This is a genomic window from Bartonella massiliensis (assembly GCF_902150025.1).
GTDB classification, from domain to species: Bacteria; Pseudomonadota; Alphaproteobacteria; order Rhizobiales; family Rhizobiaceae; genus Bartonella; species Bartonella massiliensis.
The window spans coordinates 1-18,419 of record NZ_CABFVS010000018.1; the positions used below are offsets into that span (position 1 = coordinate 1).

The window sequence follows — 18,419 nt, forward strand, 5'->3', positions numbered from 1 at the left end:
GATGTAACTATATAAGTTTAATATTTTCAAACTTGAAAACTCATTAAGGCTTATTTTCTGTCGTTTAGCAGGTATTACCATTGAACATTAAGCTGATCTTACTCCTGCTACGTTCAAGCCAACAAATTTGTTTTATCCTGATCTAGCCTATTAGAGTTCTTACAATGATTACAGAAAAATTTCTTTTTAATCAGAAGAATTATTAGACAATGCTCATACTGCTAACAAAACTAAAGTTTTTTCTATCTTTAAATAATATACTAAGCGCTCAAAAACTTTAGTCAATTTATACTAAAAGAGTTGCTTCTTATAATTCTTAAATAATACAATTACTGGTAGAAGCTTCTTCTTACTCATTATAATTTTTACAAAAGAGATAATACGTATTAAAAAATCTTAAATACCCTTGGAAAGATCTTTAAGCTCCCTAAAAATACAAAATGCTAAAATATACAAAAACTTATGAAAAACGATATCAATAATCTGCTCTATTCATATTGAGTTAAGTTGCTGAATACCATAAGATTTTCTTATTTCAAAGTAGATGTTGAATCAATCAAAACCGTTTGCTTGCATGTCATAAATGTGGAATCCACGGGTGTAAAATTATACAAGAAAGAACTAAAAACGACTCTTATGAAGAGTCCTAAATGCCAAAAGTACTGCTATAGGATAACATTAGAGGCTGGCAAAATGTGTAGTGGTATCAGCTTGCTCCTACTTCCAAATTTTATTGAGCCTTTTCTCATCTAAAAAAAGTTTTTTACGCACTCAATAAATTCTTCATAGTCTAAAACAAAATGGTGGGTGATGAGGGAATCGAACCCACGACCCGCTGATTAAGAGTCAGCTGCTCTACCGACTGAGCTAATCACCCATAGGCTTATCAAAAGATAAGAATGAGCGTTTCTATAACGCCCCTAAGGATAGATGTCTAGATATTTTATTGCTTTTATATAGCCTTCATTGTCTGTAAGATTAAAATATGATATTCACCACTTGATCTTATATAAAAATAAACCCATTATAAGAGGCTCTATAAATAAATGTTCTGATTGTTATACAGAATCTACAGTTGGAGGATTATCGAGCATAATGCCCGAGCAAAATTCAGAGGAACCTTCTTGTCATTGTAAGCGAGATGGAGCGTCATTTTATTTTATCAATAATCATATGCGTTTAAGTAATATGTTGCCATTTTTTGCATTGAATGTAAGTTTGTTACATTCAATGCTCATAATCCAATATACGAATAAGAGCCCATGTTTTTTTTTATCGATCACGCGCTTTTAAGCTTTTAAAAGGTGAGAAATGATGGAATGGATCACTGATCCCCATGCGTGGTTTGGTTTGATCACGTTGGTTTTTCTTGAAATTGTTTTAGGAATAGATAACCTTGTCTTTATTGCAATTTTAGCTGAAAAATTGCCGCTGCATTTGCGTAATCGTGCACGCTTGATAGGTCTTACTTTAGCGTTAATTATGCGGCTTTTCCTTCTCACAATTATTGGATGGGTTATGAGACTCGATACAATAATTCTTTCACTCTCATCTTTTGTATTTAGTTGGCATAGCTTTATTTTAATCGGTGGTGGAGTTTTTTTGCTAGCAAAAGGAACGTTAGAATTACATGAAAGGTTAGAAGGGGTATCGCATGAAAGAAAAACGGGTAGTGCTTATGCAGTTTTTTGGCAAGTAATTGTTCAAGTCGTGGTATTGGATGCGGTTTTTTCACTCGATAGTATTATTACCGCAACAGGTATGATTGCAAAAGAGCAGGCAGCGGTTATGTATATCGCAGTCATTTCTGCTATGGGAGTCATGATGTGTGGCTCTGGCACTCTTATGCGTTTTATTAATCGTCATCCCACTATTGTAATCCTTTGTCTTGGATTTTTGATGATGATTGGCTTTTCACTCATTGTTGAAGGATTTGGTTTTCATATTCCAAAAGGGTATTTGTACGCTGCTATTGGTTTTTCTGTTCTCATCGAAGCTTTTAATCAAATTGGACGTCGTAATCGTGAAAAGATGATAACAACGAATGATCTACGCAGTAAAACAGCCGATGCTGTTTTAAGACTCTTAGGAGGGGGCAGTAAAGATAGTCATCTTGCTGAAACTGTAGATGTCATTGCTGAACAAGCCGCAGCTTCTGAATTATTTAGACCAGAAGAAAAAGAGATGATTCGTGGTGTTCTCGATTTAGCTGATCGTCCTGTTCGCTCTATCATGTCTCCGCGAAATGAGATTGAGTGGTTAGATTTAAATGCTGATGAAAATGAAATGCGTGAAGAATTACAAAAGGTTAAACATAGCCGCTTAATTCTTGCGCGTGAAAAAGTGGATGAATTTGTTGGCGTTGCATTGACAAAAGATCTTCTTTTAAATTTGGCAGAGGGTAAAAAAATTAATTGGAAAAAAGCTATGCGAGAACCTCTCGTTGTTCATGAAAATACAAGCGTTTTACGACTGATGGAGCAATTACGTCATTCTTCGATTCAGCTTGCAATTATTGTTGATGAGCATGGATCTTTTGAAGGAATTGCAACACCAACCGATATTCTTGAAGCAATTGCTGGAGACTTTCCTGATGATGATGAAGAGCTCATGATTGCAGAACAACTTGAAAATGGCAGCCTTCTTGTAGAGGGATATGCCGATATCCGCCGTTTAAGTGGTTATCTTGGACGTAATCTTGTTGATGAGTCAGATCGTTATACAACTCTAGCAGGCTTTATGCTTTGGCAGTTTGGTCATTTGCCAAATGAAGGAGAAAGTTTTGAAACAGATGGTTTACGCTTTAAAGTTATCGAAATGGAACGCCGAAACATATCTAAAATTCTTATTTCTCCACTTGTATTACCAGAAAAAGCTAATTCTTATGATACATAAGATACGTAAAAGAATTTTATTGAGAAAAATAAGAAGTTGATAGCTTAATTACATTTCATTACTTTTATATTTTTTAAGCACGCAATAAGAGATATACAAAAGTTAAATTATCAACGAACGTTCAGTACAAAAAAGTTTTTATTGATGATGCGTAAAGAATATTAAAAGAAAAAATAGCGCAAAATTATTTGTAAAGGATCATTACTCTCAAAAAATGGTGAATATAGACAACATATTAATTTATAACAATTATTTATTACTGTTTATTAAGCTATGACCTTCACATTAAAACGTTTGTTTGCAAATACCGAATTGCCATCTATAACAATGCTCAGATTTCCACCCCTGTGACTTGCACCCACTGATGAGTACATCTTTAAACCAGACACTATCTTTTATGAATTTATCACAACATCTGACAAAATTTTTCAATATCTAAATTAACTACTTTAGAAGAAAAACTATGGTATTCTTCTTTGTCTTTGTAAAACACAAAAAAACTCCTTTTCACTTATGATAACATCGTAAAATTAAAAAAATGATTTTAGAAATCATTTGATTTTGCTAATAAGCTATTATCTTTAAACCAAGAGTACAACTTTCTAATTCTCCTTGAGAAAAAAATTAAATTCCTTCCTAATTATACAAAAACAAATAAGATTTAGAAAATCATCAAATTTTTCTGATAATTTTTAAAGAACTCTTATAATACGATGTCTTTTTTTAGCCATTTATTTGTTATCAAAATAACAATAAAACTCCATATTCAAATATCTGTTATGTTATTTAAGGAGAAAACATTCTCTTTTCTAAAACTATATTTTTTATCTTTATCCACACGAAACCATGAAAAACGTTTTTTTCCTTTACACCTTATTTATATCATGCTTCGATACAAAATAACGCCTTTTTTAGTGTAATTTAATGTCAAAATAATTAAAGGGAACCCAAAAAAATGAGCTCTAAACAAAATTTAAAAGATAAATCTCAGGATAAGCTGCAACGTGGACTACACAACCGTCACGTACAACTGATAGCCGTTGGTGGTGCTATTGGAACAGGTCTCTTCATGGGATCTGGAAAAACAATTAGTGTAGCAGGCCCTTCCATTATACTCGTTTATGCGATTATTGGTTTTGCCCTATACTTTGTCATGCGTGCGATGGGAGAATTATTGCTTTCTAATTCAAAATACCGATCTCTCATTGATTTTTCAACCGATATGCTAGGACCAGGAATCGCTTTCTTTGTTGGCTGGAGCTATTGGTTGAGCTGGGTTGTAACTGGCGCAGCTGATATTATTGCCATCATTACTTATATGCACTTTTGGTGGCCAACCCTCAATCCATGGTTTATCGTTTTTGCTTGTATTGGTATCTTTTTAATCTTTAACCTGCTTGCCGTAAAATTTTTTGGTGAACTTGAATTCTGGTTTGGTCTTATTAAAGTCGTCGCAATTATAGCCTTAATCGTTGTTGGATTTTATATGATCACAACAGGCTTTATTTCTCCCAATGGTACGGTTGCTTCTCTCAATCACGTATGGAATGATGGAGATATCTTCCCGCGAGGAATCACAGGCTTTTTTGCTGGATTTCAAATTGCCATTTTTTCTTTTGTTGGTATAGAAATTGCTGGAACAACGGCTGCTGAAGTCAAAGAGCCTAAAAAAGTTCTTCCCAGAGCAATTAATGCAATACCAGTGCGTATTGTACTTTTTTACATCTTTTCTCTCGCTGTCATTATGTCTGTCACACCTTGGAATCAAATTGTTCCAGATAAAAGTCCTTTTGTTTCGATGTTTTTGCTTGCAGGCATTCCGATTGCGGCTGGTTTGGTAAATTTTGTCGTTCTCACCTCTGCTGCGTCTTCAGCAAACAGTGGTATTTTTTCTACCAGCCGTATGATATATGGACTTGCAACACAAAAAGGTGCACCTCAAGTTTTAGGAAAACTTTCCAAATACCATGTTCCAGCTAATGCTCTACTTTTTTCCTGCTTATGTATTTTAGTAGTATATACAGTTGCCTCACTCTCTCCAAGCCTCATAAGTGCTTTTACAATTGTGACCAGCATTTCAGCTATTGCATTTTTATTCGTATGGTCTGTCATTTTGATTAGCTATATTGTCTATCGTCGCAATCATCCTCATCTGCATGCTGAATCCGTCTATAAAATGCCAGGGGGTGTTGTTATGTGTGGGCTGATTTTAGTTTTCTTTGCTTTCATACTTTATTTGTTAACATTAGAACCTGATACTCTAACAGCCTTAGAGTGTGGTATAGTTTGGTTTATTTTCTTAGGTGTAACGTATTTTATGTTCGTAAGAAAAAACACATCTCAAGATAATAAATAAAGCACATAGATAAAAAATATCTCAAAAAAGGGTACTAAAGGTACCCCTTTTCTTCTTGGTCTCCTTCCCACATCTAAAAGGATGAGAATTCCGACCAAAGCTCATTTGCAAATAAGCCGGCTTATTAAGGAGTGTTTCTTCTAACCACTTATATAGTCCAGCGACATAAAAAACTTTATGGACAAGCCCTACCCTGAATACTCACCATATATTCTAAAAGTACCTCATGTATAAAATTTATATGCCTGATCAATATATTATTAAATAATGCTGTTTTTACGGCATAATAAAATAAAATACGAACTATTCTATAAAGAGTTTTTTATAAACTTCACTTACATCATTGATGAATAAAACATTTAGCTTTTATCTAAAAAGCAAAAAAACAAAATTTATATTCACATTTCTCTTAAACTTAAGAATACAGCTCTCAACAAAATATACCCTACCCCCTACAATAAAAAATTTATGAAAATACTTTTTATTGTGCGTAAATTTAATTATTATTTTTTACTTTATTATACTTTTATATTAAACAATATATTTAAATATAAAATATAAAAATAAGAGTAGTTGTTTATCATAAATAGGTATAACATATTTTATATTTTATATATAAAAATAATTAACGCATTAATCAACAATTTTTTTCTTTATTAATATAGGATCATAGAAAAAAATTCCTTTACTCCACAGCCATATCATGTTCCGATAGCAGGGATTACCTTTATAAGGTAATTTTTATCTTAAAATAACTAAGGGGAATTTCCCAAAAATGAACAAACAAAATTTAGAAAAAAAACCTAAGAAGAAATTGCAACGTGGACTACATAACCGCCACATACAGCTTATAGCTCTTGGTGGAGCGATTGGAACAGGTCTCTTTATGGGATCAGGAAAAACAATTAGCGTGGCAGGCCCCTCAATTCTACTCGTATATGCGATTATTGGTTGTGCTCTATACTTTGTCATGCGTGCTATGGGAGAACTATTGCTTTCTAATACACAATACCGATCTTTTATTGACTTCTCAACCGATCTTCTAGGCCCATCTGCCGGATTCTTTATCGGTTGGACATATTGGTTATGTTGGATTGTCACTGGAACTGCTGAAATTATTGCTATTGTCACTTATGCACACTTTTGGTGGCCTGAACTCAATCCGTGGATTCCTGTTATTGTTGGACTTATGTCCTTTTTAATTCTTAATCTCGTTGCCGTAAAACTTTTTGGTGAACTTGAGTTTTGGTTTGGTTTTATCAAAATCGCAGCCATTTTAGTCTTAATTGTTGTAGGGTTTTATATGATCTTTACTGGTTTTATCTCTCCAAACGGTACAGTTGCTTCCCTCAGCAATATATGGAACGATGGAAATATTTTCCCACGAGGGATTTCGGGATTTTTTGCTGGATTTCAAATTGTTATTTTTGCTTTTGTTGGCATTGAACTGGCAGGAACAGCTGCAGCTGAAGTAAAAGAGCCTAACAAAGCCTTACCACAAGCTGTCAATTCAATACCTGTCCGTATTGTATTCTTTTATATTTTCTCTATTCTTGTTATTATGTCTGTAACACCTTGGAATCAAATAAGTCCAGAAAAAAGTCCTTTTGTAACAATGTATGCACTTATCGGTATTCCAACTGCAGCTGGTTTAATGAACTTTGTTGTCCTCACAGCAGCCGCCTCTTCAGCAAATAGTGGAATTTTTTCTACCAGCCGTATGGTATATGGACTAGCAACACAAAAAGGAGCTCCTAAATTTCTAGGAAAACTTTCTCGTAATCACGTTCCAGCCAACGCACTATTCTTTTCATGTTTATGCATCTTATTAGGCTATGCAGCTGTATCGTTATCTCAAACCCTCATAGAGGCCTTTACGATTGTTACGACAATTGCTGCAACGTTGTTTATATTTGTATGGTCTATCATTTTGATCAGCTATATCGTCTATCGTCGCAATCGTCCTCTCCAGCATGCTGTCTCTCCTTATAAAATGCCAGGAGGTGTTGTTATGTGTTGGGCGCTTCTCGTTTTCTTTGCATTTATTATTTATTTATTGTCATTAGAGACGGATACTGCCATAGCTTTAAAATACATTCCAGCATGGTTTATATTTTTAGGCATTGTATATTTTCTTTTTGGAAGAAAAAATTATGCAAAGACTTGAAAAATAGCCTCTCCTAAAAAATAAAGCTTACATTGCAAAAAAGCATATAAAAAAGGGTAACTTGAGTTACCCTTTTTAAATATTTATCTATAAAATTATAAATTTGACAAAATATCTCTGTAGGGGCTTCAATTACGTTCTTTATCAACCAAAGCGTTAGATTTTATCCAAGGCATCATAGAACGAAGTTTTTTACCAACTTCTTCAATAGGATGATTATCATTTAAACGCCGCATACTTTTAAAATGAGCCGCACCAGCTTTATATTCCTGAATCCAATTCGATGTAAATTTACCCGTTTGGATATCTTTCAGTATACGTTTCATTTCTGCTCTGGTTTCATCCGTAATCACCCGTGGACCAGACATATATTCACCCCATTCAGCTGTATTAGAAATCGAATAATTCATATTTGCAATTCCCCCTTCATACATGAGATCAACAATTAATTTAACTTCATGTAAACACTCAAAATAAGCCATTTCCGGTGCATAACCCGCTTGTGTTAGTGTTTCATAACCTGCTCGGATCAATTCAACAAGACCACCACATAAAACCGCTTGTTCACCAAAAAGATCTGTTTCGCACTCTTCTTTAAATGTTGTTTCAATCACTCCAGCACGTCCACCACCAAGTCCACATGCATACGATAAAGCTACATTATGAGCATGCCCTGAAGCATCTTGCGCCACTGCTATTAAGCAAGGAACACCACCCCCCCGCTGGTATTCATGACGCACTGTATGCCCTGGACCTTTAGGAGCAATCATCACAATATCAATAGTTTTTTTAGGCTCAATCAAGCCAAAATGAATGCTCAAACCATGCGCAAAAGCAATCGCTGCCCCATCACGTAAATGATCATGAATATGCTCTTTATAAATATCAGCTTGCAACTCATCTGGTGTTGCCATCATAATGAGATCTGCCCATTTTGCTGCTTCAGTAACACTCACCACTTCAAAACCATCAGCCATAGCCTTTTTAACTGTTTCCGATCCTAAACGTAAAGCTATTTGAACATTCTGGACACCGGAATCCTTCAAATTTAAAGCGTGCGCACGTCCTTGAGAACCATAACCAACAATGGCTACTTTTTTCCCTTTAATAAGATTAACATCCGCATCACGATCATAATAAACACGCATAAAAACACTTCCTTCTTTTTCTATTTTAACTGAATTTAAAATTATTTTTTTATTAAATAAGAAACATTATCTTTAGTGCATCACACACCCATAAAGACAAAAATGCTGCTTATAAGAACACAGCAATTGAATAGTCTTTAAAGTTTACATATTGCATAGAAAAAACCGTAATCCCCAAACATTCCCAAAACATATACGGATCCCCAATAAATAAAATTCAACCGCTATTTTACAAAAACAATAATGACATAAAACAATATTTCTAAAAAAAATATATCTGCTAAGATTCTATTCTTCTGTCACAAAACAAAATGTTATAGCCTAAAAATTAAGATACAACATACAAATCTTAACATGAACCAAATCAATACGGATAGCAAGAACAATTACGAAACAACAGGGATTGTTATAGCACAAACTTCAAAAGCATATAGAACAATATCTATAAAATTATGAAGAGAACACCCTTGTATTATTTAGACAGTGCATTGTTTTGATAATAATCATCATCATGATTCAACTTGAAATAAAACCTTGAGTACCGTAAGATTCTCTCATTTCAAATCTCTCTCATGTTGAATCAATCAAAACCATTCGCTTGCACGTTGTAAGCGAGATTGGCGTGTGAATAAAAAACTATTAAGAAAGGATTCAAAATGCTTTTTATGAATCGTCTTACGTACCGGTGCCTATAACATGGCTGTTCTTGTGCTGAACTTCATCACTAGAGCCTTCTCCTTGACTAAAAGCAACACTGCCTGTTGCCCCTGCCCCCGTGCCATAACCATAGCCAACACTCATGGAAGTACTTTCATTGTTGTTTTGTGTGCTTTGCGTTGTTAGGGTTGGCATTCTGGTTTATTTTTATATTTTTGACAATAAGCGCTCTTTAAACGTCTCTCGACACTGCGCTTTGGGATAACAGCACCAGGAACACAGATAGGAAGATCTTCAGCATTATAATTATGACACCGGTCTCTCAATCCAACATTAAAAAGTTTATGATAAAATCCTGACTTCACAAGACACATACGAACCGCAGCATTTGCATTCATGCTTAAGCCTTCTGAGTCCATACTATCATTGTAAGGGCTTGGCATACCACATTCTAACAGGGCTTTTTTGACCTCAAGTTGATCTGCCCCTGGCTTTGCCCACATATCCAAAGCCAATTGTTCATCGAAAATATTACATCCCACCATAATAAGCAGAACACTGCAGCTCAATAATTTTAAGATATGTTTCATTTTTCCCCTCTTTTAATGGATTTAGTTACTATAAAAATGCCTACGCCTGTTGATCTTCTGCCCAACGTGTAGGACTAAATTGTAATAGTTACTTGAGGTAACAATCCCGCACAAGCATGGGAATACATGAAAGTGGGGATTGTTTCCATCAACAGCAAAACTTAAGGATAGCATTCATATTGTTCTGGATGTTTTTTACAAAACGGGCTGTTTAAACGCCTCTTAACACTGCGCTGTGGGATGACAGCACCTGGACGACAAATCGGCAAGTTTTCAGCTTTATGATTTTCACACCAAGTCCCCCCTCCCACTTTACCACGAAAACCTGCTTGAACCATACAGGCATCAATAGTTGCCCATGCATTGTAACTGAGTTTTCTGTTTTCTGGATCGGCATCAATAAGGCTTGGCATGCCACATTCTAACAAGGCTTTTCCTACCTCTGTAAAACCTGCTCCTGACTTCTCCCACGTAGCCACCTCTCCTGGAGGAGGCTTGTTAAATTGACATCCAGTTATGATCAATAAAATTATAGTGCTTAATAGCTTTAAAGTTTGTTTCATTTTTTACTCCATGATTTACTTAAAGGAAATTGTTCTAAATGAGATGTGCCATACTGCTTTTGGCATTTTGGACCCGCATTTCCAAGACATGTATGGACACTGACGGGATCTGTGAACATTCTCCATGCTTCTTTCCACCAGTTACTGCCAGCAGGTATTGTCTCGTAAGTATAGTCATTGCCGCCAATCACTCTGTTGACAAAGTCAAATCTATGCCCATCAAAGCCAATAGTGGTTTGTTTTTCATCACTCAAATACCTTAAGAGACCTTCTGCAGCCAAAACATTCGCCGCTGGTCCATAGAAATTGATCGTCGTATTATTGGCTATCCCATGCACTCCTTCTTGTTTGAAAGAATTCATCATGTTAGAATTTGTCAAACTGCCACGACTATGGGCATCAAAATGTAATCCTGTGTTCCCATAGCGAGACATCAGATTTTTTGCTTCTTGTGTTGAATTGGTCAGACCCCAAAAGTTATTTTCAAAAAACTTCTGATAGCCTGCCACCAGAAGCTCTGAAATGGCAGAATCGGCTTGGGGAAATACAACAAAATAAAGCGGTGCATTTTTATCCTTCGCATGTTGTTCTGCATAAACAGCAGCTTCATAGGGTGGGGTAAAGATGCCGTTAAAGGACACATGTACCTTGCCATCAGCGCCTTCCTGTAAATTTTGCTTTTCTTCCTCCGTTAAATAATGAAACTCAGGAATATTTTGTCCACGACCGTCTTTGATATACTGTCCATTTTCATCTTTTAGATAAATTATATTGCCATTTTCATCACGATCCACCACAGCGAGAGGGTGTTCTTTAAGAAACATGGTTTTGTAAGAATTATCACTGTATTTAAACCCTTCCTCCAGCAATTGCGTGGCCATTTCACGGTTTTCATGAACGAGTTGTTCCAGCTTGGCAACATCGAGCTGTTGGACACCCTTATGAGCGTTAACGGTATCGCGATTAAGGGAAGCAATGGCTTGTTCGCCATTTTGCCCTGTCAGTGCTTTCTGCCCTGCTTCATCGGTAAGCACAATGGTGCCATTGCTGATGGCCGATTTGGTATAGCCGTCCTCAGAATCCTTGGCTTTGGAATGATCTAAGACATTTTTGGCAATGTTTTTTGCAACGCCATATTTGCCTTGATACATCGGCCCCCCCGTTGAAATGCTATAGCCTTTGCTGCTGGCTTGAGCTTCAGCACCGTTGATAATATCACTGGTTGTAATGGTGCCTGTTGTCAGACTATTTTTGTCTGCCGGTGCGCTGCTGTTAATAATGCCTCCGGTCAGTGTTGTTTTATTTTCAACAGTGATATCATAACCGCCCGCCCCCGCTTTAATGCCTGATTGTTCCCCAACACTGTGATAATTGCTAGAGGATTTATCCTTATTCAAGGCAATATTGGTTGAAGCTTTATCATCCTTTTTTCCACCATTATAGCCAACAGAAAAGGAATCCTGCTTGCTGGAGCTTTGCATCGTGTCACTCTGGCTGGTAATGGTTAAATCACCCCCAACACCCATCTCTACATGGTTTCCAGAAAGGACGGCCCCATTCAGTGTGGTATCTCCTCCACTGTTGGTATGAACCGTGCCTGTGCCCACAACATGGCTGTTCTTGTGCACAACCTGTTCACTAGAGCCCTTGCCTTTCCCAAAGGAAGCATTGCCCATCCAGCCATGACCACTGGTGCCATGAGTGTAGCCAACATTCATGGAAGCACTTTCATTTTTGTTTTGTGTGCTTTGCGTGTTTTGTGCACTTTCAAGCGTGATATCTTGCCCCGCTGTTAGATTAATATTGCCGCTCTGTTCATCATTGATCAGAGGGTTTGTGCCTGCAATAATATCAACCCCTTCACCATAGATGTTGCCTTTGTCAGCGTTTATGTTAATAGCATGCCCCCCTTGTATGTTATTTGTGAGCGCATTGGACGTTTGATACGATGCCTCTGCCTTATTTGATTGAAAGCCTGCCGTAATGCTGGCTGAGACATCAAGAGCATTGCGAATGTCTTTTGGGGTTGCTCCACCTTTTATCCCACTGTAAAGACCCTTGCCTTTATTATAGAGACCATAGCCTTTCAAGCCACCAATTAAACCATTGCCGATTTTGTGTTTTGTATCCCCATGACCAAAGCGTGTGCCTGCATCCTTCACATCTTGTATATCACCTAATATCCCTACATTGACAGATCCTGTCACACCAGCAAAAAACTTTTCATGTTTTTCGTTGCTCTTAGCAACATCATGCACTGCTGAAAGCCTCACGTTATTGCCTGCATCAATATTCACATCATGCTCTGCCGAAACATTTGTCGCTTGTAAATTTGCATCATTGCCGGCTTTAAAATTCGCATCATTGCCGGCGTGGAAATTGGACGCTGTATTGGTCTTTTCCCATTGATCACCTTTGTCCTTAGCACCCACAACACCAAGTCCTACAGAAACACCGGTGCGGTTTTTGCCAAACTGAATGCCAAAGCCTGAGCGCTCTTCTTTTGAGTTTGCACTATGGCTATTCTGCCCCGGTAACACATTAATATCATGGGCTGCTGCAACATTAATATTTTCCTGTGCGCTAAAGTCAGAGCCCACGATATCCACATCTTCTTTTTTGGCGGTAATGGCGATATTTTTCCCATTGAGTGAAGAGCCTTGATGTTCAAAACTTTCCTCATTCTTTGTCTTTGACTCACTGCCATAGATTGAAGCAAAGCCTTTGCCTGACCCCACACCAAAACCCGTTTTATGGGTTTCTGAATGGCTCTTATGATGGTCTGTCATGCCATCAATCGTCACATTTTTTCCGCTCACATGGATGTCTTCATTGGCAATCATATGAGAAGCCGTAATCGTGGCGTCTTTTTCGGCATTCAAATCAATATTGCCCGTTGCCCCAAAGACAGAGGAAACCGTTGTGGTATGGGATTCAGATGTATTGGAAGATTTACTGCTGAAAAGTCCACTTTTCGACGATTGTGCTTGTTGATCATAGTTTTCTTGTACGCCTTTGATGATCATATTTTCCCCAGCGTGAATCGTAATATCCGCTTGTTTCTGATCTCGCGTTTCCTCTGTCTTGCCGGCTGTAAGCGTCGAAGCGTCAATTTCCGTGTTGCGTCCTGAGTCAATGGCAACACCATTGCCTCCCGATACGAGTGAACCTACCACTTGGGTCGCATCAATCTTGCTATGCCCAGATTTGCTGCTGCTGAACACGCCACCCTTTTTATGGTACGACATCTCATAATTGAGACTATTTTCCGCATTGTTGATCAGAACATCTTGGCTGGCTTTCAGCCCCACTTTGCCATCAGCCGTAACGGAACTGCCCGTGATGGTGAGATCATGCGCTTTGCCATCCTGCCCTGCTACAGCGGTAATATCCCCGCCAGCATTGATCGAAGAGTCAACCGCAACGGACAGTGAACTATCAACTTTGGTGTTTTTATTGTGAAAGTGTATGTCCCTTTCATCTTTTCTCACCCCTATTGTGATATCCCCTTGAGCACCAAAATCCACATTGCCTTTCGCATTTATACTGGACGCAGAAACATGGATATCTTTTCCGGATATAACCGTGGTCTCTTTTCCAGAACTTAAATGAGAGCCATTGTGCACCGCAATATGGGAGTTTTGATCTCTCCGATGTTGATTCGCACTGTTGCGCGTAGCATCAATCGACACATTTTCTTTTGCTTGTAAGTGCAAATCATCATGAGCTTGAACTTCAGAGCCTACAATATTCAGATCTTTTCCAGAGGAAAGTGTTGTTGAGCCGCCTGAATGGATTTCTGATTGATGATGCATTGTCACATCCCCCTGTGCATCATCATGATGCGTGGCTGCCGACCCTATGGTCAAGTTTCCTTGTTCTGTCGACATGGCAAGATCACCCCCTGTGGTAACCTTTACCCCTGAGGTTGTGATATCTTGTTTGGCTATCACGGCCCCATTGCCCCCAGCAGACAAGGCATTGGTGTTTAACACTGTCTCCACACCATCAACCATTGTGCGCCCTGCCTCCAAACGAATAGTGTTCTGTGCAAGCAAAACAGCATCATTTCCGGCGGAAAAATGCCCCCCTTGCCCCCAAATATTCTCACCCTTTACAGATAAATTGTGGGTCGCACTGATCCGCCCTGAATTGACCAGATCTTTGCTGGTTATATTGACATCTTCACCCATGATCAAAGCACCAGCAGAAACAAAAGAAGCTCTATCCTTTTCTGGAATGTAAAGCACCGGTGCATAGACCTCCATGCCCTTTACTTGTTGACGAACATAAATGACCATCGGTGCTTCTAGGTTTGCCAATTGTTCTTCACTTAAAGGCTCACCAAAGGCAAGATTGTGGGCTTTGGCATAGTCTGCCCCTTTATCCAGCAGGCTCTTGACTTGTTCAATGGCATCGCTTCCTGGAATAAACGAGCCTTTGCCTAAACCTTGCCCCACAAGATCACGCATTTGTTTTTCAATCAGCTGCTTTTCAAAATAAGCATCCCCTAAGAAAAAAATCTCCCGATCTGGCTTATACCCAATTCTATTTAAAAAATAAGCCGATCCATAAAACTTACCAACATCAAGGAAATCTGCCCTGGTTTCATAAATGAAATTCTGTTGCGGCAATGTCCCCCCAACACCCCCTGATTGGGGTTTTGGCAAAGGCAGCCCCGCAGACAATTCCCCCGACCCATTGATGTCCACTTTGGGTGTAAAGAGCGCTCCTCCTGCGGTCAAACCGTTCAATGCCTCTAGCGGATTGCCCGAAACCGCCTTCGCCTCAAAATGTGCCTCCCCCGTAATGGACCCTTCAACAGCCGTGTTGTTGAGTTTATCGACCACCAAATTCAACGTACCTGCTGCCTGAACAAGACCAGAAACCGTATCGAGAACTTCTGAGCCAGTTTGGCGATTCTGGCCATTGGCTATGTCGAGACTCGTATTGCGGCTGCCATCAGCGTTATAAGCATAACAATAAGCATCCGTATGAGCCTGACAGCCGAGATAGGTATTTTTATAAGCTGTCGCCCCCAAATTAGTCAGCGTTTTGGCTTGGATATCCGCATTGCCGCCCGCTTTTATAATGCTATAGTTATTCTCAATATTCTCAGCATTAATGATAAGATTACCGTGTGATTGAATCATCCCCTGAACCGCAGGCTTATGCGAAAAACTCTGCGTGACAACTTTTTCTGTCATATGCGACCAGTTGTTGTTTGGTCTCCCGAAAAATCCTCCTTTCCGCCGAGAACCATTCCATCGATACTGTTTTATGTTTTCTCTTGTCTCATTATGTTTCCAAGTAAAAGCCTTATAGATTGTTCCATCTTTCAAAGTTGCTGTACCATAAGTCCCTTCTTTGCTATTCCAAAGTGGATTATCTAAATAAAGTTCTAAGTGTCCTTTCCAAAGCCCATTATCGTATTGATATTCATGCCCCTTGCCCCAAAGATTGGGTCCAGCCTGATATAACATTCCATCACTGAGCCTATCAGCCCCTTCTGGTCTTTGGAATGAAATATCGCTATTTTCCGTTTTTTCCGTGATGACCGGCGTGCTATCGGCTTCGTTTTTCAACATTTTTGTTTGGATCAATAAGTTTCCACCCGCCTGAATCAAGCCTGCTTTATTGACAAGAGAAAGGCTCTTTCCTGTGCCAGCTGCATTGGTGAAAGATAAATCACCTTCTGCCATCATAGCACCAAAATCATTCAACAAAGCCCCATCAACTTGTAAAGCCCCATTGCCCCCCACATAGATTAGCCCCGTTTTGTTGTTGGTCACATCCCCTGTCACGCGAAAGGCTAAATTCTGCCCCGCTGCCAATTGACCGCTATTCTTAAGCTCCCCTGTTTTGATGGTGAAATCTTTTGCCGCTAAAACCGATGTTGCCTCATCAACCATAACCCCTGGAGCCGTAAACAGAATATCTCCCGTCCCCCCTTCATCGGTAATGGCTTGTAGCCGCGCATGGTGAATATCAAGGGCGTTTGTGCTGTTAAAATCTAAACCACCATACGTCAACTCACTCCCCGAGACATCAATATGATCTGCTATTAAATACAGCGTTTGAGGTGTGTAAATATGAGACCGATTATTGCTTAAATCCAGTGTTGTTGCTTTCAATCGCACATCCCCCATGACAGACAGTACATTCTCAACACTAATCCCCCTAACAGCGATGTTAATGTCGCTGTGCTGTACCCTATGATCTGATCATAATAAATATCGTTGCTAGCAAAAAGTTCAATATTACCCCCACTGGCAATCTGCCCAACCTTAATACCTTTGTCCGCTGTGATAAAAAGAGAGCCTTGCTTATGCAAAACAATATTGTCTGAGCCACTCAGTGAAAAATCAACACCGGTCATCAAGGTGCCTGCATCCAAATTCCCAACCGTTAAAGTTGCATCTCCCCCTATCATCAACGAAGAAAAGTCAACCGCTCCACCACGGATATCAGCCTTGCCATAGGCAATCAATTGATTAAAATGAACCGCAGCATCAGATTGCGTATGAAGAGCCACATCGTGATGTGAGAGAAGGGATTGAGAAACAAATATCCCCTTATGAGAGCCTAAAGTAATATCCCCTGCGCCATAAATGTTTTCTACTGCAATACCCCCCCCTTACACTTTGGAGATCAACACCCCCTTGGTCACTCAAAACAAGGCTCCCAGAAGCTTGGGTTGCGGCCATATTAACCCCACCGACTAAAAAGTGCCCTTGTATATCCCCACCAGCATGCGCCTTTAAAGTGCCCCCAGCTAAAACAGTGCCCCCAATGCTCAAATCACCATCCGTTTCAAACGCCATATCGACCCCAGCCCCTAGCCCAGAGACTTTGATAGCATGGTGCGCAGACAACTTCATATTGCCCCCAGAGGTTGCTTGCCCTGCAATGGTCAAAAGCCCTTCCTCTGCCTCTGCTGTAAAATGTCCCTCAGCCCCACCTGTTTCTAACGTCACATCCTTATGGGCGGCAATATCAACATGCTTTTTCGAAGTGATGTGCTCTGCCAAGACACTCTTGCTTTTTGATTTAAGAACCACACCCCCATGACCAAAAACATTCTTCAGTGAAATTTTTCCATCCGCAGAAAGATGTAACTGACCGGCATTAGCCGCCATATCATGGCGCATGCGAACACCAACACCTTTTTCTGTCGCCACAAGTTTAATCTGGTCTGCCTGGAGAGCCCCCAAAGCAGAGCCATCTATGGCATATTCCGGTTTACCAGTAATATCGGTTAGCTCCTTCATTTCCCGTGAAGCATAATCATAACGGCCTGTTCCAGCGAAAACCCCAATTTCCTTCCCCGCAACAGGTCCTTCAAAATGCACTGTGCGTGAAACAATATCAACAATATCAACAGCCCCTCGGCCTGAAAAAAAGTTTGCTCCGTGTGGACCAAAAGAGATATCCCCACCTCTGACCGCAAAACCTTTCAGAAAACCAGAGACATCAATTTCTGGAACACCAGTGGTTAAAGTCGCATGGGGGGTATTGATAAATCCATAACCATCACAAGTTATCCCATTAGGGTTGGCTATAATCACATCTGCGGGGCGCCCAAAAACCTCTCCTGGACCATTCAAGGCACTGCGCTTACCACTGGTGACTTCATTTAAAATCACTTTCGCTGAACCGGTAACACGCAAATGCGGGTTACCCGGCAGAATGCCCCCTAATTGCGATTGCCCTACTTCACTCGCGTGATTGTTCCAAATAACCCCGGAATGACCAATATTAAAATCATAATATTTATTGTGCGATAAACCAGAACTGTTGTGGATAACAATATCAATAGAAGGAACCCCATTGGGCGCTGCCACAATATCTGGACGATGAGCGGCATTAGCATGAGAATCAATAGAAATTTGCGCCTGTAAAGCTGAAGGTGCTAATAAACAAGAAAAACTAAGTCCTCCAAATAAAACCTTTTTGAGCATCGTACTAGAAACTAAAACACCGAATAAAGCTGCTCTTTGTTCTCTCTTCTCATCTCTCATCTTTTATCTCCCCATCGCTATC

6 protein-coding genes, 1 tRNA gene and 2 pseudogenes are annotated in these 18,419 nt (G+C 39.2%); 3 read left to right on the top strand and 6 right to left on the bottom strand.

Going from position 1 to position 18,419, the window contains the following annotated elements; translation table 11 throughout:
• Positions 1 to 801: 801 nt before the first annotated feature.
• A tRNA-Lys gene (locus tag FNZ60_RS04475) sits at positions 802 to 877 on the bottom strand.
• Positions 878 to 1,311: 434 nt separating this feature from the next.
• On the opposite strand from FNZ60_RS04475, the gene FNZ60_RS04485 reads away from it, so the two are divergent.
• From FNZ60_RS04485 to FNZ60_RS04495, 3 genes are all read left to right on the top strand, one after another.
• Positions 1,312 to 2,895 carry a TerC family protein gene (locus FNZ60_RS04485; protein ID WP_142416487.1) on the top strand — a complete coding sequence of 528 codons (1,584 nt, stop codon included), beginning with the start codon at positions 1,312 to 1,314 and terminating at the stop codon, positions 2,893 to 2,895.
• A gap of 955 nt (positions 2,896 to 3,850) precedes the next feature.
• Positions 3,851 to 5,251, top strand: a complete 1,401-nt coding sequence (locus FNZ60_RS04490) for an amino acid permease (RefSeq protein ID WP_142416488.1) — start codon at positions 3,851 to 3,853, stop codon at positions 5,249 to 5,251.
• A gap of 775 nt (positions 5,252 to 6,026) precedes the next feature.
• Complete coding sequence (locus FNZ60_RS04495) at positions 6,027 to 7,418, top strand: amino acid permease (RefSeq protein ID WP_142416489.1); 1,392 nt, start codon at positions 6,027 to 6,029, stop codon at positions 7,416 to 7,418.
• A 128-nt stretch (positions 7,419 to 7,546) separates the two neighbouring features.
• On the opposite strand, the gene ilvC is transcribed toward FNZ60_RS04495, so the two are convergent.
• The 5 genes and pseudogenes from ilvC to FNZ60_RS04520 all read right to left on the bottom strand — a co-directional run bounded on the left by ilvC (position 7,547) and on the right by FNZ60_RS04520 (position 18,397).
• Positions 7,547 to 8,566 carry a ketol-acid reductoisomerase gene (gene ilvC, locus FNZ60_RS04500; protein ID WP_142416490.1) on the bottom strand — a complete coding sequence of 340 codons (1,020 nt, stop codon included), beginning with the start codon at positions 8,564 to 8,566 and terminating at the stop codon, positions 7,547 to 7,549.
• A 678-nt stretch (positions 8,567 to 9,244) separates the two neighbouring features.
• A pseudogene (locus FNZ60_RS04505) lies at positions 9,245 to 9,403 on the bottom strand (hemagglutinin repeat-containing protein); the annotation flags it as partial.
• A gap of 2 nt (positions 9,404 to 9,405) precedes the next feature.
• Positions 9,406 to 9,813 carry a hypothetical protein gene (locus tag FNZ60_RS04510; protein ID WP_142416492.1) on the bottom strand — a complete coding sequence of 136 codons (408 nt, stop codon included), beginning with the start codon at positions 9,811 to 9,813 and terminating at the stop codon, positions 9,406 to 9,408.
• Positions 9,814 to 9,974: 161 nt separating this feature from the next.
• Complete coding sequence (locus FNZ60_RS04515; protein WP_142416493.1) at positions 9,975 to 10,376, bottom strand: hypothetical protein; 402 nt, start codon at positions 10,374 to 10,376, stop codon at positions 9,975 to 9,977.
• Positions 10,373 to 18,397, bottom strand: a pseudogene (locus tag FNZ60_RS04520) (hemagglutinin repeat-containing protein). The gene FNZ60_RS04515 and the pseudogene FNZ60_RS04520 overlap by 4 nt, the downstream one beginning before the upstream one ends.
• Between the last annotated feature and the right edge of the window lie 22 nt (positions 18,398 to 18,419).